Genomic DNA, 21674 nt, shown 5'->3' on the forward strand with positions numbered 1-21674 from the left:
ATTAAATTAAAACTGTAGTTCGAGTCCGAACGAGAATTTCCGCTGGAACGGGTAGGCATAGCCCCAGCCGCTCGATGTTTCCTTGGACGGATCAACTTTGTCTACATTATCCGTAATGGATTCAGGATCAAAGTATTTTTTCACTTTGGACCATTCGGTAATGTTTTCACCGCTGGCGTAGATACGCAGCCTCGAAACTTTGATTTTTTCCAATATCGAAGACGGTAAGGTGTAACCTATCGTCAGGTTTTTCAGCCTGATGTAGGCACCGCTCAGCATGTATTTGGTTTGCGGGATAGCAAGACCCTGGGCCTGGTCAATCCTTTCACCCAGATTACGGTCGGCAAGCCAGGATTGCAGCACCGGGAAATTAGCATCCGTATTGGCATCTGCCAGCCCGGCATCAATGTAAGACTGAGAGTGCTGCGCCCGGCGCACGTCGCTGTCCGGCGCTCCCCGGTAAAAGTCTAGCAAATGCGCATAACCCCCGGCGTAAGGCTGCTGATAAAAGCCCCAGTACAGATAATTGAGCGGATAATAATCCATTTTACCGATTCCCTGGAAGAATGCGCGGAAATCAAATCCGTTCCATTCCGCGCCCAGGTTAAGGCCGAAACGCAGACGCGGCGTCAGGTTGCCGATCCTGGATAGATCTTTGGGAGCATCCACGGTAGATCCTTTTTCAATGATGCCGTTTCCGTCCAGATCCTGGTATTTCGGCCAGCCCGGCACAATCGAAAGTGCGCCCCAGGGGATGATCTGCGATTGGTCCAGCTTTGAAATTTCATCCTGCGTCTGGAAGAAACCGTCGCTTTTGAGCCCCCATATATCTCCCAACTCCATTCCTTTGTAATATTGGGTCAATGTCCTGTTGGGGTTATCAAAACCAGTAATAAACGACCGGCTGTCGCCCAACGTAAATTTGCTGTTAAAACGCAGGCTTTTCCCTCCTACATTAAAGTCGTCATCATATCCTACCGACAACTCCCACCCATTTGTTTTCAGGTTAGCAGCATTCTCACGCGGTTCGGCAGCACCCAGTACGTCCGGCAGGTCACGTCCCTGCGTGAGCATTCCTTCCGTTCTGCGGTTGTACCAGTCGAAGGAAGCCGTGATCTTATGCTGGAAAAAACCCAGGTCTGCACCGATATTGCTAGACAATACTTTTTCCCAGGTATAGTTAGGAGAGACCAGAGGTGCCGATTTTACGATCTGAGGAACATTTCCGTCGATAATATTAGGCCCTCTTTCGGTGGGCATGGTAGCGATATAACCATACTCATCTACAAATTGGTTACCCAGCAAACCGTACGAACCGCGGATCTTGAAATGGTTGATCACCCGTGCAACCGGCTTCCAGAACTCCTCGCCGTCCACCTTCCAAGCTGCCGAAGCCGACGGAAAAAAGCCAAAACGTTTGTTTTTGGGGAATTTGGAAGAACCGTCATACCGACCGTTGAACTCCACAATGTATTTGTCGTTGTAAATGTAATTCAGCCTGTAAAATGCTCCGCGGATCGCCCACTCACGTATCTGCTCGCCCACAAGCGCCTCGCCGGTAGCCAGGCCGATGCTCGGCAGGGACGGAGATATCACCCCTGCTTTTTGTGCTGTGAACATATCGGCGCGGTTCAGCTCCTGGTTGTAACCTGCTATTGCCGTGATATTGTGGAAACCAAGCTGTTTGTGAAACGTGGTGTATGCGTTAAAAACCGTATAGCTGATGTTGTCGCTCCGGCGGTAGGCAATGTTGTTGCCTTCTTCCCGGATGTCCGATGGTCCGTAGCCAATCCTGTATCTGGACTGATTTTGGGTCCGGTTGATGTTTTCACGTCTCGTTGTAAAATCCGAATTGAATTTGAGCGCATCCTCGAAAAAGCTCAGCTCTGCATTGAAAGTAGTCTGAAGCATGTTACTCTTTTGATTGTCCCTGCCTCCGTCGGTCAGCCGAGCCCCTACCCTTCCCACGTCCGTATTGGCCCAGGTACCGTCCGGATTTCGGTCCACGCTGGTCGGTGAAAGATTGTAAAGGTCTGCGATTGACAGCTGATAAGGTTTTGCCCGCTCCGTCAATGCAATGGATGTATTGTTGCCAACAGAAAGCCATTTAAAAGGCTTGAAATTGACTTTCCCGCGGGTGGTATAACGGTCAAATTTATCCTCCGCAATTTTCAGCGCACCGTTTTGCGAATCATAGGCTCCGGACAGGTAATAAGAAGTATTGCCGGATTTTCCAGAAAGCGAAATATTGTGGCGCTGGGAAAGCGTAAAATTGTCCAGGAAATATTTTGTCCAGTCTCTGTTGCCCATGTATTCGTACAGCGAATTATCAACAGGGTTCAGACGTATCGGATCGGTTCCCGAGGGATTATCGGAACGTTCCTTCGCCCATGCATACTGGCTGTCGGTGTAATTAATGTTGTCCCAGGGCGTATTATCGGTCGAAGTCTCAAGTAAACGCATGTATATATACGGATCAGTGATCTTGTCCGGCAATACGGTTGGTTTCCCCCATGAAAAGTTGTTGGAATAATTAATGCTCAGCTTTTCGCCGGTTCCGGTTTTGGTCGTGATCAGGATCACCCCGTAGGCTGCACGTGCACCGTAGATCGCCGCGGAGGAAGCATCCTTTAACACAGAGATGCTCTTGATATCCGACGGAGCGATGTAACTGAGCTCGGCCGCATCCATCGGAACGTTATCGACCAGGATGAGCGGGTTTCCGCCGTTGATGGACGTAAAGCCTCTGATGTTGATTTTGGGCGCCTGGCCCGGCTCGCCGCTCACGAAGTCAATGTTAAGGTTTGGAACAGCCCCCTGCAAACCCTGAGCTACATTCTGTATCGGCCTTGCTTCCAGCATTTTACTATCCACCACATCTACAGCCCCGGAAAGATTTTCCTTTTTCTGTGCGCCGTAACCTACCACTACGATCTCCTGAAGATTGGCTGCATCCAGTTCCAGCACCACATCGATCACCGAACTTTTACCTACAGCCACTTCCTGTGATTTATACCCGATAAAAGAAAAAACCAGGACGGATTCCGGCTGAAGACTTTTAAGTACATATTTACCGCTACCATCGGATACTGTTCCCTGCTGGGTACCTTTAATAAGTACACTCACACCCGGAAGAGGCCCACTTCCATCCGCAGAGGTGATTACACCGCGGATATCCGTACTTTGCGCAATAGTTTTAAAACTACCAGTCCACACCAATAAGGCCAGCATGAGCATCATGCAACCTGACCACCGGACTCTAAACGAATTGGATAAATGTTGCCCCATAAAAAATGATTTTAGTAAAAAATGGAGAATTACGGTTGTTTCCCTGTTGTTAAAATTTTCACAAAGTTGCAGATTGGATGTCACATACAGTTTATGCTAATGTTAAGAAATAAATAATATTTTGATTGAACGTTCATTCAATTAAAATCCTTTAAAGTAGATTATCTACTCAAATCATTTTCTTAAGTAATATCGCATTTTAAACCTCAGCAAAACGCATGGGAAGAAGAAGCCTTAAAGCTACACGCCAGCAGGAAATTATCGTTGCCTTTTACAAACTTGCCAAAAAAGAGGGGCTGGAAAACACCTCGATCGCCAAGATCGCCAAAGCCATGGATGTGAACCCAAGCCTGATCATCCATTATTTCCAGACAAAAGAAGAGCTGATATACGCGCTGATCGATTTTATCCTTGATAAATACACGCCCATTTTCCACGTTCCGAACAAGGCCTCGAAAACGCCTAAAACGATCCTAATGGAAGTGATCGACAATCTCTTTTCAAAAAAATGGAACACGCTGTTCGACGACAGCCTTTTTTACGGCTGCTATGCGCTGTCGTTCCGCGAAAACAAGATAAAAGCCCGCTATAAAGCACTGCTGGACGGTTTGCGAAGCAAGTTGGCAGAGCTAATCGAAGACTGCATCAGTGACGGGAGCCTGGCCACCGACAATGCGCTGGAAGCCGCCGACCTGATATTCATTATCCTTGACGGCGCCTATTTTTACATGAGCCTTGTGAAAGACCCTAAACTTCTGAATGAAAAGCTATCTTTATACAAACAAAAAGCCCTGACGGTACTTTATAACCATACCGAAATCCCGGCTTAACGCACTCGGTTTCCCTCTAAATATACCCCCCCATGAAAAACTGGATCTTCCTACTGATCGCGATTGTCTCCGAAACGATTGCAACCTCGGCATTAAAATCATCCGAAGGCTTCTCCAAGGTACTTCCCGGCATCGTTGTCGTCGCAGGGTATGCTGTGGCTTTTTATTTTCTCAGTCTGACGCTGAAAACCATTCCGGTAGGCATTGCCTATGCAATATGGTCGGGTGTGGGAATTGTGCTGATCACCATGGTCGGAATTATCATTTACAAACAAATCCCTGATCTACCTGGCATTATCGGCATACTCCTGATCATTTCCGGTGTGATTGTCATCAATGTTTTTTCTAAAATAAGCGCGCATTAAACGGCTATCACCCGGACGTATTTGAAAACAACGCCGAACTTCTACCAAAAAGCCTTCCGAGCAAGCGTTCGGAAGGCTTTTTGGTAATTTTACAATATCCACTATTCTGCGATCAGTACCTTAACGGTTTCCGTGGCAGCATCTGACTGTATTCTCACCAGGTAAATTCCTTTGTCCAAAGAGACGTTCGACAGATCTACTTCCGTTTCTGCTCCCGCTTGCTTGATCTGGGGTATGTTCAGACGGTGTACCCGCCCGGCCCCGCCGATCAAAGACAATGAAACGTGACCTTTGTGCTGCTCCGACAATACAAGAGAGAAGCGTTTCTGGATCGGATTCGGATAAATTACCGATTTCACAGTTTCGGTTTTTACAACAGCTTCCGGGATCTCCCCTCCAAACCGGGAGTTTCGGTTCGCATCCGCTGTCTCGATGACCAGCCGGGGCGGGTTTTCACCATTTTCCCTGCTATTGAAAGCCAGAAGCGTGTTCTGGTTTCCGGCATTTCTGATCAGCAGGCTAACCGTTTTATCCCCGGACCACTGCTGAACAACGTAGTCGGTCACATCCAGCTCGTAATACGCTTCATTACTAACTGTTACCGTACTCAATGCTGTTGACAAGCCAGCCGGGGCATTATTCCAGTTGATCCCGTTTTCAGTCCAGGAATCATTGTTAACACCGTAAGCGGACATGTCGATTCCAGTCGTGTTTTCGGTGTTGTACCCATACAACCGCAGTTTCGCAGAACCGATTTCACCGATACCGTCCAAAGAAAATTTCAAATAGGCGTTACGGCTGAAACCACTTGTGCTACTTGCTTTAAAATCCAGAGACTCTCCATTCCCGAAGTTGGAAGAAGCATAATTTCCGTCTCTCACCGAGGCGTCGGCTATGGGACTTAACTCCGGCTCGCTCACCGGCCCATCATCCGGAATAACCTCAATTGCCGACACTTTCGGCAAATTGGCTGATCCGCTCAGGAAATCAATGTTAAGCACACCGTCGGTCACTGTTACTTCAAAAACCTCCTGAATAGCACGCATTGCGCCACCGGCTTCTGCATAAATATCATATTCTGTCAGTTTTCGGCTGTTTTCGATATCCACATGGAACAATCTCTTTCCAGCTCCTCCGGCACCTTTTCCGGGAGCACCAAAATAAATTTCAGCAAAATGCAGAACAACCGTCATTCTGCCGTTCTGCACCGGGATATTGTAATCGAATGCAGCAGATGAACGTTCGGTAAGATAAAGGGCATCGTCGGTAGTGTAGAGTATATCCCCTCCTGAAATAGATGAGGTACGGTCTGTACCACCGTAATATTGGTCAGCGGAAAAAACCCCTTCCGAAGTATTCACAGACGCCCCGCCGGAGTTGATACGGATTGACGTGACAACCGGTACACTCGCTACCAACACGGTGATCTGCTCTTGATCAGACATGGCCGGAGTGCCATTGTCGGTCACTTTCACGGTAAATGTATAAGTTCCGGCGGTGGCAGGCGTCCAGGTAAAAACACCAGTCGAAGGATTAATAACTGCTCCGGATGGCGCACCCACCAGCGAGTATACTTTTGTCTGGCCCTGATTCACGTCCGTAGCCGTCGCAGTGAAGTTAAGTACCTGCCCTGCCGTTACAGATTTGTTGCCGATCGCCGCCAGTTCCGGCGCGTTATTTTCGGTATTGTTAACAACAGAAATCACCTCAATAGCCGAAACTTTAGGCATATTGACAGACCCGCTCGAAAAGTCGATGTTGAGGACACCGTCTTTTACTTCCACATCAAAAGTCTCTTGAACAGCGCGAAGCGCTCCTCCTGCTTTTGCATAAATATCATAGTCCGTCAATTTACGGCTGCCCTCGATATCAACATTGAACAAGCGCTTCCCGGCGCCTCCGGGACCTTTTCCAGGCACTCCGTACCAGATCTCGGCGAAATGCAGAATTACACTTTTCAAGCCGTTCTGAACCGGAATATTGTAATCAAAAGCAGCCGAGGAACGTTCGGTGAGATAAATCGCCTCGTCGGCAGTGTTCTGGATATCGCCGCTGCCGAGCGAAGATGTCCTGTCGATACCACCATAGTACTGGTCCGCAGAGAATTGCTTTGAGGCGGAGACCGTCACTGCGGGCCCGCCGGAATTGATCCGTATTGCAGAAGTTGCGGTACCATTCCCGGTGACCTGCAGATTAACGCAAAACGAAGCGGTTGTAGCCGGCGTCGCACCTGTTGCCGTAATGGTACCGGTGTAACTTCCGGCAGCCAGCCCTCCCGCATTGATTGTGACTTCCACATTAATGCCATTCTGGGTAGCCGTTCCGGACGCATTTTTGGTGACCGTGAGCCAGGTCGCATTGGATTTCAGCGTATACGGGGATGTGTCCTCAATATTGTAGATCAGATTGCCGGCGGTAGCCGAAGTACCAGACTGGACGGTTTTCGACAAACAGGAATACATAAACCCGAGCTTTCTGGTGCTCGTTCTGGTAACGTTGGCAGTATATGTTTCGGTACGTTCATTGCCATAGTTGTCCAGTGCTCCATTGGTGATCAGGAACGAACTTCCCACCAGCTTGGCAGAGAGCCCCAGGAAACTCCCCGGCAATTTGTAAGAAGAAAGATAAGTCCACGCCCCCAGCCCATTGTTCGATTCAGGTGTAAACTGATACACCGTGCTCTGGGTTTTGTTGTTGACACCCTGCCCGGCAGCCAGAAATATTTTCCCGTCCACTGCGAACGTAGAAGCCTCAGCATGGGAACGAGGACTGATAATGTCTGTGAGCCGTGTCCACTTGTCTGTCGCCGGGTCGTATACGTGGCATATCGGCTGGTCGAGGGCAAGGCAATCGTGTTTAAACTGGCCCCCCAGCGCATATATTTTACCTCCCAAAACAACATAGCTGATGTGGTTACGGGGCATTGGCATCGGTGCCAGCTTATTCTCCCAGGTTGTATTTTGCGGGTCGGCCAGGTACTTGTCTACGTCAAGGGTTAAGTGCAATGTGGCCTGATCTTCACATATGACCGGCCCAAATCCGCCAAAAACGTGGATTGTCCGCCCAATCAGCGCATAACCGCCGCCACCGATTGGAAACGGCTTTTTGGTCGCCGGATCGATCAGTTCCGGGCCGTTGGACCAGGTGTTCGTCGTGATATTGTAAATGATGACCTGGCTGGCTACCGGACCGTAAGCGTCCACCAGCCTTCCTCCGATATTCCATACGTTGTCGTCAACGAGTACTACACCCTGGTGCGTTGTTTCCTTACCCGCAGGAAATGAAGCAATCGCGCTCCATTTGTCCGCCGCAATATCATAAACTTCGTTGGTATGCTCGATGTGGGGATTATCTCCGAAACCGCCGAAGACATACATTTTATTTTTGTAGATCACATTGTTCGACTCAGCACGTTTGCTGATCTCATCGGCTTTTCTCGTCCATTGCCCGTAGGAATCATTTGCAATAAACTGTAAAGTAAAAATCAATCCGATATAAAAAATTTTGAAACGATTGGTTACGAAAATTCGCAAAATGACCTGATAGAAGTCGTCCATAGTAGAGAGTATTTATTAAACTGATAGGAATGGGATATTTCGGTATTCATCGGATACAGCGTTACCACTGTCAGGAGACAGATTTGCATTATTGCCATTGAGAGCTCTGCAATCGTCACGAGTAATTGTTACCGGTGCTAACGCTTAGTCGGTGGTATAACATAAAGAATCTGAGAAGAAAACAATAACACAACGAGTTACTCTGAAGCCTCGTTGAACAACTTTCATAACACAAGAAAATACAGCGTTCTTTTTACCTGTTAAACTTACTAACCGGTCTGCTTCTGGTTATAGAAAAACACTAATTTTTCCGGGTTGAATACTACAACAAACATAAGCTGCCAGCATTAAAAACAGATTAAAAAGACGGTCATTTCAGAAATAAAAGCCTCTTTTTCTCACTTTTCTTCCCTCCTGAGGCTTGTCACCTGCTGTTATTTAGACAAACATTAAACATGAATCCTTATGGATTGAAATTATTGGGGCAATCCCCCGGAAGTAAGGGGTAACACTGTAAAAAACGGGGGTTTTGAAAATGCGTTTTTCGTCAATTAATTCGACAAATTAGTATAACAACCAAATAAGGGAAATGCTATTTCATACCCCGCTTCCCACCTCCGCGCACGGCCCGTAAAAACGTTTAAGCTTACGCGTATTCAAGACTTCAGATCAAGTGAAACAACCTGCTAAAAAATGACCGGACGTAAAAATGTATCATTTTTCCCGACTTCTGTATTAACCCCGGCGAACGCCGGCAGGATAGCTTTGCATCATCATTCATTCAAACAAAATCGTGATGAAAAAGACAGTTTTTATTACCGGTGCTTCAAGAGGATTTGGAAAAATATGGGCAGAAGCCTTTTTAAAACGAGGCGATAACGTAGTCGCAACCGCCAGGGATATCCGTTCACTTGAAAGTCTTCAACAGGAATTCGGAGATGCAGTTCTGCCCCTGAAGCTGGATGTTACCGACAGGCAGGAAAGTTTTGCGGCAATTCAAAAAGCGAAGGATTATTTCGGGCAGATTGATGTTGTGATCAATAATGCCGGTTACGGACTTTTCGGCGCTATTGAAGAAGCAACGGAACAAGAAGCCCGCGACCAGATTGAAGCGAACGTTTTCGGGCTTTTGTGGGTAACACAGGCAGCATTGCCGATCATGAGGGCACAAGGCCATGGACATATCATCCAGCTTTCGAGCGTATTGGGGGTTGCAACATTACCCGTACTGGGCTTATACAATGCTTCGAAATTTGCGGTGGAGGGATTAAGTGAAACACTGGCAAAAGAGGTCGGGGAATTCGGGATCCATGTAACCCTGGTCGAACCCAACGGATTCTCAACTGACTGGGCTGGTCCTTCGGCTATACATTCGGCTCGCATTGAGGCTTATGACGATGTGAAAGCGGCTTTTCAGGCCGGATTGACCGAGGATAGTTTTGGAATTCCGGAAGCCACGGCCGGCGCGATCCTGAAACTGGTGGATTCGGAAAATCCTCCGCTCAGGCTTTTCCTTGGTAAAGTTGCATTGCCCTGGGTCCAGCAAGTGTACGCCAGCCGTTTATCTACCTGGGAGGAATGGGCAGATGTAGCGGCGGAAGCCCACGGCAAATAAAAATAAACCCGCAGCACCCGTTCCCACCAGTGAAACGGGTGCTGCCCATCGAAAACTGACTATGCTGCACTTTCAAAGTTTAAACGAGATGCACCGGGCCAATGGTTATCCTGCCCCGGAAAACCCTATGCTGAGCCTGCTGAGATGCAACCAGAGCTGCCCGTCGGGGGACCGCGAATTCAGTAGTGATTTTTATATGATCTCTATGAAAAAGATGAAGTCGGGCACGATTACCTATGGAAAGACAAAGTACGATCACGACAGCGGGTCCATGTTTTTTTCAAAACCGAGGCAAGTCCTTGAAATGCGGAACATCGAGCTAGAAGAGGACGGATTTTCGATCTATTTTCATGAAGACTACCTCAGCGGACATGCTTTGCATAACGAAATCAAAAAGTACCATTACTTTGACTATGAGGCAAATGAAGCGCTGCACCTCTCTCCCAAAGAAGAGGAGACGATATGGGAATTGTACAGAAAAATAGAAACAGAATATTACAACAACCCCGACGAGTACAGCAAAGGCATCATATTAGGGCATATCGATTCCATTTTACAATATTCCCAAAGGTTCTACAAACGTCAGTTTATCAACCGGACGGAGGTATCGGGAAGGATTATCACCCGGTTTAATGAAAAGCTCACAGCCTACCTGGAAACCGGGTTACTGATTGAACAAGGGCTTCCTACCGTCAAATTTATGGCGTCCGAGCTTAATTTATCTCCGCGATACCTGAGCGATCTTCTGAAACAGGAAACTGGCAAAACTGCGATGGAACTGATCCATATTTTGTTGATATCAGAAGCTAAAAACCTTCTCAAGGGAGAAGACCAAACGGTAGCCGAGATCGCTTACTCCCTGGGATTTGAAAACCTGCCGTATTTTTCGAGGTTATTTAAAAAAGAGGTCGGCCTGAGCCCGAATCAATTTAAAAAACAACTTCTGAACTGATCACCCCCCCCCTTTTTCCCCACAAACAGGAAAACTGTATTTAGACAGGATCTGCTGAAAGTTTTAGATGAAAATTACGTCCAGGTTCGAAAGTTGATTACTTTTAGTAAAATGGATACGTAAATATTTGTCTGTAAAAATTTCATATATGAAACCCAGGTTCACTCCCTTTGCTACGATCTTTTTAATGCTTTCCGCAGCGCTTTTCAGTATTCCGGAGATCAAAGCAGATCCCCCGCAGAAGGCCCTGCCCCGGATAGCCATCGCCGGACTGGGTATCGAATCCAGTACTTTCTCCCCTGCCCTCACGCTTGAAGAAGCTTTTCACGCCAGATATGGTGCTGATGTTTTTAAAGCTTACCCATTTTTCTCTGCCGACTCGGCGCTTCGCGGCAAGGCCGAATGGTTCCCCGCACTGGTCGGGAAATCGCTGCCGGGCGGTGCTGTTCCCCTGGAAGCATACGAATCGCTGGTGAAGCAAACATTGGATCTTTTGAAGAAAAACGGGCCTTATGATGGTCTGTGGTTTGATATTCACGGTGCCATGAGCGTGGTGGGGCTGGACGATCCCGAGGGTGATCTGATCAAAAGGATCAGAGAAGTCATCGGTACGAAAACCGTCATTTCCACTTCCATGGATTTGCATGGCAATGTGTCGTGGCGGCTCGCACAGCATACGGACCTCATTACCTGCTACCGGATGGCCCCGCACGAAGATGCGATGCAAACCAAAAAACGGGCTGTGGAAAATCTGCTGTCGCGCCTTGCAAGTGGAAAAGGGAAACCTGCGTATAAAGCCTGGATACCGATTCCCGTACTGTTGCCGGGTGAAAAAACGAGTACCAGAATTGAACCGGCGAAAACGATCTATGCCGCCGTCGCGCCTGCGTCGGTACAGCCGGGTATCATCGATGCCGCGATCTGGGTGGGGTATGCATGGGCCGACGAACCCCGCAACCATGCCGTTGTTATGGTGACAGGCGACGACAAACAGAAAGTAACCGGTACGGCCGAAAAACTGGCCGCCAATTTCTGGAAAGCGAGATCGGATTTTGCCTTTGTAGCGCCTACCGGTTCTTTACAGGAGAGTCTTGACAAAGCTGTGGCGAGTGATAAGCACCCATTTTTCATCAGCGACTCCGGCGATAATCCAACGGCTGGTGGCGCTGGTGACGTAACCTGGACACTGAAAGAAATTCTGGCCCGGCCGGAATTCAAATCCGCCGACGGGCCTACGTTGATCTATGCGTCCATTCCCGGACCTGAGCTGGTAAAAACTGCGATTGCTGCGGGTGTCGGCGGAAAAATAGAAGGTTTTGCCGGCGCGGCAGTGGATGCGCGGTATGCCCCGCCTGTAAAACTTTCGGGAATTGTCAGATCCATCGAACACGGGGATATCAATGCCGAAACGGAGGTTGTGGTACAGGTCGGAAGCGTGCATGTTATTGTTACGAAAAAACGCAAACCATATCACAAGGAAGCCGATTTCACCAGGCTTGGCCTCAATCCAAGAAAGGCGGCTGTTGTGGTCGTGAAAATCGGTTATCTGGAACCCGAGCTTTATGCCATGCGCGCCGACTGGATACTGGCGCTAACGCCCGGTGGAGTAGACCAAAACCTCGAACGCCTGGGCTATAAACGTATCAACAGACCGATGTTCCCGCTGGATAAAAACATGCCCGATCCCGACCTGAAAGCAAAACTGGTGCCGGCGTCAGATAAATTGTAGTCAATTAAACTATGCCGAAATGCCCATAATTGGTATATTCGTCGCTGTTGAATCAATTTGGGCGGGCTAAAACAAATGTTGGAATGCTACGGACAACCGTTCGGTTTTTATTTTTTTGCATATTCTTATTCATCGTGAATCTGGCGTGGAGCCAAACCGGAACTGTAAAAGACAGGCCATGGCTCAAAGAATATAATGAACACCGCGAGTACGACGGTATATATGTAGTCAAGAAAATTGCCGTTCCCTGCCGCTCCTATCAAACCTTTCTCGTCGACAAAAATGGTAAAAAGCTTACGCCTGCCTTTCGCGACATTGGCGATTTTTCGGACGGGCTGGCTGAATTTGTCCCTATGGAGCTTGATGCACAGCAACACGGCCTGCACGGGTTCATCAACAGGGAAGGTAAAATCATAGTCCCGCCGAAGTATCTCTCCACAGACAAATTCTATCACGGAAAAACCTGGGTTATCTATGCTGCCGGAAAGCAGTACGGACTTTCATACATTGATACCGGGGGCAAAGTCATCTATGAGATACCGATCCATTTGTATAAAGACGATTTTCTGATCTCCAACGCCACAGTCGACATGGTGTGCGGCAACGACAGCAAGGAGGATGTGATCTGGTGGAAAAAGGGGGATCTGTTTATTCTGAACTGGGTTTTCAGCCCGTTTATAGAAAAGGAAATCAAGAGCTCAAAGGGCGTCTACCATTTTAATTACCGGGGCAAATACGGGATTATTGATAAAAATATGATCCTGCGTGTGCCTGTGGCCCTGGATGACATAGATCCTACCTACAAATTTTCAGGGCAAGGTCTGGAACGTGTGCAGTATGGCGACAAATACGGTTACATCAGTCCATACACCGGAGACCTGGTCGTACCCTTTCAATTTACCGAGACTCGCAAACCAACTGCCGGGTTATTTTGGGTCAAAAAAGACAATAAATGGGGCTGTATCGACAAGACCGGAAATGTAAAAATTCAGTTTTTGTACGATGAGGCGACGGGTTTTACGGCCGAGGACCGTTCTGCGGTAGCTATCAACGGAAAATTCGGGCATATAGACAAAACGGGGAAAGTCAGAACACCACTTACATACGATTTTGCATCCTATTACAACCACGGTATTTCGATGGTACGTATCGGAGACAAGTACGGCTATATGGATGTAAAAGGAAAGTTTATCACCAAAATAATTTATAATGAAGCTCTGCCTTTTGATCGTGTCACCACCACAGCAGAACGCTTGTGGCTTCGGTTCCAGCTCTCGCTCGACGGCAAAGAAACTTTTGTCGGGTTTTCTTACAAACTCTACGCCATTTTTATTCTCCTGGGGGTCGTCCTCTTCGTTTACCTGAACAGTCTGTTTTTCAAACGTATCCAGAAAGCCCGCTACGTCAGGGCATTAAAAGGAAAGTAACGCTTCCCAAGTTTGACATCACTTTCTCCGGCCCATTCCGGCATGAAAAATTATAGATTTTATAATGGAATATTTCCAATAATATGGATTTATTCCATTATATTTGAATGCCGGTTGCCCGGACCGGTCAATATCAGGCAAAGGGGCTATTAGCCATGTATTTGAAGAATTTTCGAAAAAATGGGTTTTAAGGTTGTGATATGAAGCACACTGCCGGTTGTACTGGCAGGGTGCTTATTTTGCGTTCTGATGAAGATTGCGGGGACCAATATTGGCAACTATCCGCTAATTTTACGATCGTTAAATAAACCCGGTTCTAAATTTCAATAGTCATCCCAATGCTCCCTGTCACTTACAAGCTTACCAAAGACGAACTATACAAAGGTCTGGTAGAAACATCAAGATCGCGTTTTATCACCAAACTTTTCAGAATAATCGGAAGCGTCCTGCTGGCGGTGATGGTTTACATTTTCACCGTAAACCTGATCAACGGAACACTCTTCTTTAACCTCGGCTTTGCTTTTACGCTTTTACTTGGATTGCAAATGGTTTTTCTGGCGGAGATCGCGGCGAAGATACAGGTACCGGCGCTTATCAAATCCAAGAACCCGCTGACCCAGGAAGTCAAAGTAGACATACGTCCGGGCAGCTACCGGATCAAAGGAGAGTCTTTTTCAAACCAACTGGCCTGGAATCAACTGCATTCAATTGTAGAGACGAAAGATTTCTTTTTACTCCGGGTGTCGGAAGGCAGCGCGAATGTGCTGCCCAAACGGGCACTCAATTCAGATGCCATCACGGAGTTCAGGAACATTATAGGTGCGGTGCCCGGGCTTAAATTGAAGCTTTTGCCAAAAAATCTTTGATCCGGGTTTGCATCATATCTATAAAATTGTACTTTCGCACCACGATACGATGTAGCAGTCCCTCGCACACGATATCAAGTCAAAGATCACTACAATCGGCCAGGTGGTGAAATTGGTAGACACGCTACTTTGAGGGGGTAGTGCCTTCGGGTATGGGAGTTCGACTCTCCTCCTGGTCACAAGTTAAAAAGTGCGTTTGCAGGCTGCAAACGCACTTTTTTCGTGCCTAATTCTCAGAAACCACAATCTTCCGAATAACCTCCATCCCCTCCGAAAGCTCAACTTTAACGAAATACATTCCTGCTTCAAATGATTCCGTGTTAATATGCTGCACTGGTTCCAAACCCGATTTGTGAATTAACATTCCAAGGCTGTTCAGAATTAGGACGCTTTTTACCGTTGACCAGTCGGGAGCATTGATGGTTAATACTCCTTTCACCGGATTCGGGAATAGATTGATGGAAATATCTGAATCAAAATGTACGTTGCTGAGCTTGCTATATGAAAAAGTACCGTTGGTATCGACCATTTTCAGGCGGTAATAATTGTCGCTGGGTGCGGGATTGTCGTGTATATATTGGTAAGCATGTGACTCTGAACTTTCACCTTGCGCCCGTACGGTGGTTACAGTCTCCCACGATTTTCCATTTGTACTATGATCGATTTCGAAACGGTCGCTCCGGGTTTCTGATGTTGTTTCCCACGTCAGGACCGCGACGGTGTTTTCTTTTCGGACATTGAAGTTTTTTAGATTTACGGGAAGAGAGGGTTCTTCTGGCGCCAGCTTGATGAGCCAATAATCATTTTGTCCATTCGATGACTGTTCCTTCTCAAAAGAAGCTTCGGAGTCCGAAGACGCCGCGATCAAAGTTCCGCCGTCAGAAGTATTCAATATCTTAACAGCCTTGTCTGTACCAGTGCCGCCAATTGTTTTTTCCCACAGGATAGCCCCATCCGCTGATAATTTCACAACCCAAATGTCGCTGGATCCCCTATTATCTTGCGTCTTGTCCCATGCGGCCCCGGCATCTGAATGGCCAACAATGATAAAACTGCCATCGTCCTTTTCCTCTATGTCCATCAGGAATTCCTCAAATGCGTCTGCGTTCAGCGTTTTTTCCCATTCAATGGTTTGAACATCCGCATTCAGTTTCACGATCCAAAAATCCTGCCCTTTGCTGGCCACCGATTTTTCAGGTGTCAGCCCAAGATCAGAGACACCGCCAACGATATATCCTCCGTCCCTCGTCTGTTTAATCGTGGTTATCCGGCTGCTGCCGTTGTATAGCCCACCGATTGCCCGCTCCCACAGGGTAGTCCCGTCAGATGCTATTTTCAACATGCGATATTCATTATACACCTGTTCGAACCCGCCAACATCCAGACCTACAAGATATCCTCCATCATTTGCAAGATTGAGACTTTTTACCCGGCTTGCACCAGAATCCGGAAATTCTAGACTTCTTATCCACTCCGTTTCGGCGTTTGGCGAAATCTTCCATAACCAACTATCAATTATGGCTTCTCCACTTACTGACCGCGAGGTGGTAGATGCAATGATATAACCTCCGTCGGGCGTTGCTTTCATCTCCGTGATGTATGGGTAAACCTTTTCTCCCAACGGATTCAGCTGCTTTCGCCATACCATATCACCAGTCGAATTTATCTTGATAAACAATAAAGTACCGATACTTCCCGGGTACGTCTCGTCTGCATCTACCAGCCAGGAAAGTCCGGCGAGCATATAGCCTCCATCACTTGTCTGCGTTACACCCGATAGGTAATCAACAATGCCGTTTCCGAAAGACTTGTCCCATTCCTTATTTCCGTTGGCAGACACTTTAACAATCCAGTAGTCCTGACGGCCAATAGCGGGATCTATCCTATCAAAACCCGCCGGACTGGCAGAATATCCCCCCAAAAGATAACCACCGTCCGGCGTTTTTATCAAAGTCGTGAGATCATCTGCAGCAGACCCACCATAATTTTTTTGCCACTCGATATTTGGTTGAGCAAAAAGGCTCAGAGAAGAGCCAAGAAAAACGAGCGATAAAAAATATCGAAAGAGAGGGTTTTGCATGACGTTTTTAAATATCAGTTGAGGGTGTGTTTGACATTCACAAAAGGTTACCAGGGCTACTTGTCTATCAACACTTTCACCACTTCCGTCTTAGAATCAGACTCGACCTTTAACAGATAAATACCAGTTGCAGGGTTTACTTTCGAAAGATCTATTTCTTGCTCTCCCCTTACATTTTTCTGGCCTGGCAAACCAAGCTCATATCTTTTGCCCTGCTGACCGATCAACTTCATGGATACATTTCCCTGGTGACTTTCGGATAGCCGGATTGTAAAATGCCCTGAGGCCGGGTTTGGGAAAATGGTGGATTTTCCCTCTCCGGGTATGGAACTCATCGCAGTTTCTTTCTCTTTCAGGCCAGTGCGTACACCGGGATTGTTGTCAGAAGATCCTCTGGAAGTAATGATCAGCTCCGGAGCCCTGCCCGATGGGTTTTCTCTACTGTGGAAAAGGACGGATCTGTTACGGTTACTGGATTCGAATAGTGCGAGACTCACCACCTTATCCCCTGTGGATTGCTCCGTGACAAATTCCGTCACATCCATTTCCCAGTATTTGAGTGTGCTGTTTACCTGAACCCTTCCTTTGAGGGTAGTTGGCCTGTAGGCAGGAGCGTTATTCCAGGTGATGCCGTTTTCGGTCCAGGAGTCATCATCTACCCCTACACCAAGAATCAGGACGCCGTCGTTTGCTTGCTGATTATAACCGTAAAGGCGCAGTTTAGCAGACAACACTCCACCGCCAACAGCCCCTTCAATAGGAAACCGCAGGTAAGCGCGGCGGTTCGGCCCTCCGGATACATCTTTTACGCCTAATAACGCACTGGTCGCAAAATTCTGACCTGCCGCATTCCCGTCCTCCACATGCGCATCGATTTGTACGGCGACGGCTGTTGTTTGTTCCTCATCTGAAACAGGCACCACCTCAATGCCAGCTAAAGTAGGCTGGTTGGCGGCGCCCCGGGAAAAATTAAGATCGAGGATACCATCTGTGACTGTCACCGGAACCTGTTCCGTATGAGCCCGCATTGCGCCTCCCGCACGGGCAAAAACATCGAAGTTTTCAAATTGGCGAACACCCTCTATATCGATATTGAACATACGCTTCCCGGCTCCACCAGGTAAGCCACCCGGCCCCCCGAAGTAAATTTCGGCAAAATGCAGGGTCAACATATATTCCCCATTAACCATCGGAATGGCATAGTCAAATGATTCGGAACTTCTTTCAGAGCGGTATAGCTCGTCGTTATCGGTTCCCAGGATATCGCCACCGCTTATCGCGTTGATACGGCCGATCCCACTGTAATAACGGTCCTCGTTGAACACATTCCCGTTGGTGGCAGTAAAGTTGCCTCCACCCGCGTTAAGGCGGACCAAAGCCATGGACTGAAGGTTACAGACCGCCGCTGTCCTGATTTCCTCAATACTGGAACATCCGGAGGCATTGCCGGAAATCTCTGCCCGTCCGGCGGCTATCTGGCTGCACACAGCTTGGACTGCGCAATTTGAAAGTAAAGGGTTATTGGTGACAAACATGAACGAGGTATATCCAAGCTGTTTTAGTTCCGTAATGCTATTGAGCGTGCTATTTCCTGTGATTTCAAAACGCGCGCCCACATAGCCAAGATTTTCAAGACCCTGAAGGTTTGTAAGGGAGGCATTCCTGGCCAGATAAAAATAGTCTCCGATATAACCGAGTTTATGGATGCCTTTCAAATCTGAGAGGTTGGTATTGTCGCCGATTGAAACTTGTTTCCAGACCCTGTTCAAATTTTCCAATCCGGTCAGGCTGGTTAGAGACGGATTCCCACCTATGGATAAATACCCGTAGATTCTGGTAAGCCCCGTGAGAGCGGAAATGCTGGCGAGCCTTTCATTAAAAACAATCCGTACATTTTGTAAAGGGCGAACCAGATTTTCAAGACCGGCGAGAGACAGAAGATTGTCATTGTTTTCGATATTGATACTACCATCCACTTGGGCCAGACCGGATAAGCCAGCAATGCTGGCGAGACCGGGATTGTCGTTGATGTAAAGTGAGCCTTCGATTCTCGTGACATTGTTTAGGCCGTCCAGATTATTAATTGTGGTAGAAATGATACTGACATTACCGTTAATAACCTTGCAGCCGGGATTGGCTGTAGGAAAATTATCAACGTCCGCCTGCGTCTGCAAAGTCACAGCGTAACAGTTTTCAACGGAGCAGCCGGCAGATGTGCTGACCTCCTGAATATTGGAACAACCGGCTGCATTACCGGACACTGCTATTTTTTCGGCTTCTATCAGTTGACAAACATCCTGTATCGCACAGTTGGTAAGCAATGGATTATTGGTAATGATGATATTGAATGCAATGTCTAAATTACCCAATCCCAAAAGGCTGGTCAGAGCGCTGTTTGTTGTAATTTCGAGCCGCTCACCAACATGACTCAGCTTTTCGAGCCCTTGAAAGTCTGTGAGCGAGTTATTTTTTGCGAGATAAAAAAAACCACCTACATACGCGAGGTTACCTATTCCCTTCATATCGGCCAGGTGGGCATTATCGCCAATCGAAATAGCACCATCAACCCTTGTCAGATTCTCTAATCCGGCCAAGGTGGTGAGAGACGGATTGCTGCCGACGGAGAGAAAGCCCGGAATTCTGGTCAGACCACTGAGTGCGGAAATGCTGGTAAGATTCTCATTGTCGACGACCCGCACATTCCCCATGGGACGCACGAAATTCTCGAGGCCGTTAAGTGTTAAAAGGTTGTCATTGCCTTCAATATTAATTTCACCATCCACTTGGGCCAGACCGGATAAGCCGGCAATGCTGGTGAGGCCCTGATTGTTATTGATATAAACTGACCCGTTGATTCCCGTAACATCTCGCAGGCCGTCCAGATTGGTGATTGTTGTAGAAATGATACTAACATCACTATTAATGACCTTGCAGCCAGGGTACGTTGCAGAAAAATTATCAATTTCCGCCTGGGTCTGAAAACTGGCCACGGAACAGGTCTGGGACCAGGCAGTACTGATTGAAGCAGCCAGTAAAACTACGATGTGTAAAAAAAATTTCATTGAAAAGATCAGGTTAGATGAATGACAATTATTTCACTTTTAACAACTTACAAAATTGTAAAAATGCAGAACGGACGAGGAAAATAAATAACGGGACGGGGAGGCCGGTGGATTAGCCTAGTCAAAAGCGGGCCACGGCGGGCAAAACGACAGCAAGAAAAAATGAAGGGATTTTTGAAAAGGCAGGTAAAAGTTCTTTTTCATCAGCGTTGAGTAATTAAGAGTCGTTGAGTTGTTATGCAATATACTTCCGCTTCAATGAAATGTAATCGCAGGTTTACTAATTATTAAAAATAATCTCAATCTTTTATTCCTGAGCCGGTTATCGCGTAGTACTTCTTATCCAGCCCGTTTATAAATACTTTTAAATAATTTTTCCTTAAAATGAATTGGGCCGCTTTTCGTAGCACTTGCATTGCACACCTACATGGAAAAAATACAGACTTAGTCAGCTTGTTCCGTGACGTAACAGCATGTATCTTTATTTTGTAAAGTATTGGACCTGTTTGCCAGCATTCTCGAAAAATGAAAAGAAAAAATGTAAACCACACGTATACTGTTCGATACAAATAGAATGGAGATAGGCAGACCCTTTCCAACCGATGAATGGTTAACGGTTAAGGAGTATTGCAAGCGCTTCAATGTAACAACTACCCAAACGGTAAGTAACTGGATTTCCCGAGGAATTATTCCGGCTGAAAATGTATTGATTGTGGAAAAATACAATAATATCCGGCTGATTAAGGCGCTGCCTTATCATCACTAATTTTAATTTTTAACCAACTCAAATTTTGAAGATCGCTACTTCCATGAAAAGGACCTGCCTGTTCGGGGCTATTGGATTATTACTCGCTCTGCATGCCGATGTTTTCAGCCAATGCAAGGAGAAAAACAGCAAATCGAACAACCAGAAAATTTCCTATCAGGATGTTCCCCTGTCGGGAGCCGAGGAATTCCTGACACTTTCGAAAACCGGCGAGGAACAAATATTCAGCTATCAGAATGATCTGATCGAACTGGTTTACCACGTACAGATGTTTACCGAGATCAAATTCACTTCTACAAAAGGCAATTTTTCGCTTTTTACAGCCACGTCAGACCGGACGTTCTGGGACCAGCATTTTATTCTTTCTGCACCGGTAACATCCAGGGAGCTGGAAAAAATGAGAGGGACCACCAAAATCGAGATCATCCTGCCGGAAGATCATAAGGTATACAGCTTTAATGCACAAAAAAGCCAGATGCTCAACAAAGCCATTGAGTGCGTGAATATCCGCTAGATGTAAAACAACTCTTTGTTCAGCCTGGCCACAATCTGGTTGAAATCATCCGGTACAGATGCGAAATCCATATTGTTCACATCTATTTCGATGATTTTTCCATGCTCGTATTTTTGCACAAAATCTTCGTAATAACGATTGAGACCAGCGAGATAATCCGTTGAAATACCGGCTTCAAATTCCCTTCCGCGTTTTTTGATCTGAGACACCAGCTTGGGAATGTCCGCTTTCAGATAAATGAGCAGATCCGGTTGGGAAACTGTCTGGATAATGGATTCGAAAAGCAGCAGGTAGGTTTGATAATCCCGCTCGGTCATCACCCCGGACTCATGCAGATTTCTTGCAAAAATAAAAGCGTCCTCATAGATCGTACGGTCCTGAATAATAGTTGCATAAGTGGTGGCGCGTATTTTCTGGACCTGGGCAAAACGGTTGTTCAGAAAGAAAATCTGAAGATTAAATGCCCAGCGCGGCATATCCTGGTAAAAATCGGCGAGATACGGGTTCCCTTCAACTGCCTCGTACATCACCTCCCATTTGTAATATTCCCCGAGCATCTGGGTCAATGTTGTTTTTCCTGCGCCGATGTTTCCAATGATTGCAATATGCATGTGTTGATCCGA

General features: G+C 47.0%; 13 protein-coding genes and 1 tRNA gene. 9 read left to right on the forward strand and 5 right to left on the reverse strand.

Annotated features, from left to right (window positions below; all coding sequences use genetic code 11):
* Positions 1-6: 6 nt before the first annotated feature.
* A complete protein-coding gene (locus FBF61_RS00350) occupies positions 7-3288 on the reverse strand; it encodes a SusC/RagA family TonB-linked outer membrane protein (protein ID WP_229214862.1) in 3282 nt (1093 codons plus the stop codon).
* Positions 3289-3506: 218 nt separating this feature from the next.
* Here FBF61_RS00350 and FBF61_RS00355 point away from each other — a divergent pair, with 218 nt between their 5' ends.
* Both FBF61_RS00355 and FBF61_RS00360 read left to right on the forward strand, forming a co-directional pair.
* Entirely contained in the window at positions 3507-4118 is a 612-nt protein-coding gene (locus FBF61_RS00355; RefSeq protein WP_138475089.1) for a TetR family transcriptional regulator, read from the forward strand.
* Between the two features lie 32 nt (positions 4119-4150).
* Positions 4151-4483 (forward strand): DMT family transporter, encoded by a 333-nt coding sequence (locus FBF61_RS00360; protein WP_138475091.1) that lies wholly within the window; start codon positions 4151-4153, stop codon positions 4481-4483.
* A 101-nt stretch (positions 4484-4584) separates the two neighbouring features.
* Here the strand turns inward: FBF61_RS00360 and FBF61_RS00365 are convergent, their stop codons facing one another.
* Positions 4585-8040, reverse strand: a complete 3456-nt coding sequence (locus FBF61_RS00365) for a malectin domain-containing carbohydrate-binding protein (RefSeq protein WP_138475093.1) — start codon at positions 8038-8040, stop codon at positions 4585-4587.
* A gap of 796 nt (positions 8041-8836) precedes the next feature.
* On the opposite strand from FBF61_RS00365, the gene FBF61_RS00370 reads away from it, so the two are divergent.
* The 6 genes from FBF61_RS00370 (at position 8837) to FBF61_RS00395 (ending at position 14808) form a co-directional block, all read left to right on the forward strand.
* Positions 8837-9655, forward strand: coding sequence for an SDR family NAD(P)-dependent oxidoreductase (locus tag FBF61_RS00370; protein ID WP_138475094.1), 819 nt, complete (start codon positions 8837-8839; stop codon positions 9653-9655).
* Positions 9656-9716: 61 nt separating this feature from the next.
* The gene (locus FBF61_RS00375; RefSeq protein ID WP_138475095.1) at positions 9717-10607 is read left to right on the forward strand and encodes a helix-turn-helix domain-containing protein; all 891 of its coding nucleotides are present in this window, start codon (positions 9717-9719) and stop codon (positions 10605-10607) included.
* Positions 10608-10794: 187 nt separating this feature from the next.
* Positions 10795-12336, forward strand: a complete 1542-nt coding sequence (locus FBF61_RS00380; RefSeq protein ID WP_138476091.1) for a M81 family metallopeptidase — start codon at positions 10795-10797, stop codon at positions 12334-12336.
* A gap of 83 nt (positions 12337-12419) precedes the next feature.
* Positions 12420-13763, forward strand: coding sequence for a WG repeat-containing protein (locus FBF61_RS00385; protein ID WP_138475097.1), 1344 nt, complete (start codon positions 12420-12422; stop codon positions 13761-13763).
* Positions 13764-14101: 338 nt separating this feature from the next.
* Positions 14102-14629, forward strand: a complete 528-nt coding sequence (locus FBF61_RS00390) for a YcxB family protein (protein WP_138475098.1) — start codon at positions 14102-14104, stop codon at positions 14627-14629.
* A gap of 97 nt (positions 14630-14726) precedes the next feature.
* A tRNA-Leu gene (locus FBF61_RS00395) sits at positions 14727-14808 on the forward strand.
* Positions 14809-14855: 47 nt separating this feature from the next.
* On the opposite strand, the gene FBF61_RS00400 is transcribed toward FBF61_RS00395, so the two are convergent.
* Both FBF61_RS00400 and FBF61_RS00405 read right to left on the reverse strand, forming a co-directional pair.
* The gene (locus FBF61_RS00400; protein WP_138475100.1) at positions 14856-16709 is read right to left on the reverse strand and encodes a T9SS type A sorting domain-containing protein; all 1854 of its coding nucleotides are present in this window, start codon (positions 16707-16709) and stop codon (positions 14856-14858) included.
* A gap of 56 nt (positions 16710-16765) precedes the next feature.
* Positions 16766-19771, reverse strand: coding sequence for a CBM96 family carbohydrate-binding protein (locus FBF61_RS00405; protein WP_138475101.1), 3006 nt, complete (start codon positions 19769-19771; stop codon positions 16766-16768).
* A gap of 809 nt (positions 19772-20580) precedes the next feature.
* Here FBF61_RS00405 and FBF61_RS00410 point away from each other — a divergent pair.
* A complete protein-coding gene (locus FBF61_RS00410) occupies positions 20581-21051 on the forward strand; it encodes a hypothetical protein (RefSeq protein ID WP_138475103.1) in 471 nt (156 codons plus the stop codon).
* Here FBF61_RS00410 and FBF61_RS00415 read toward each other — a convergent pair.
* The gene (locus FBF61_RS00415; RefSeq protein ID WP_138475105.1) at positions 21048-21662 is read right to left on the reverse strand and encodes a deoxynucleoside kinase; all 615 of its coding nucleotides are present in this window, start codon (positions 21660-21662) and stop codon (positions 21048-21050) included. The genes FBF61_RS00410 and FBF61_RS00415 overlap by 4 nt on opposite strands.
* Between the last annotated feature and the right edge of the window lie 12 nt (positions 21663-21674).

It is taken from the genome of Dyadobacter bucti, assembly GCF_005869225.1.
Taxonomy (GTDB): domain Bacteria; phylum Bacteroidota; class Bacteroidia; order Cytophagales; family Spirosomataceae; genus Dyadobacter; species Dyadobacter bucti.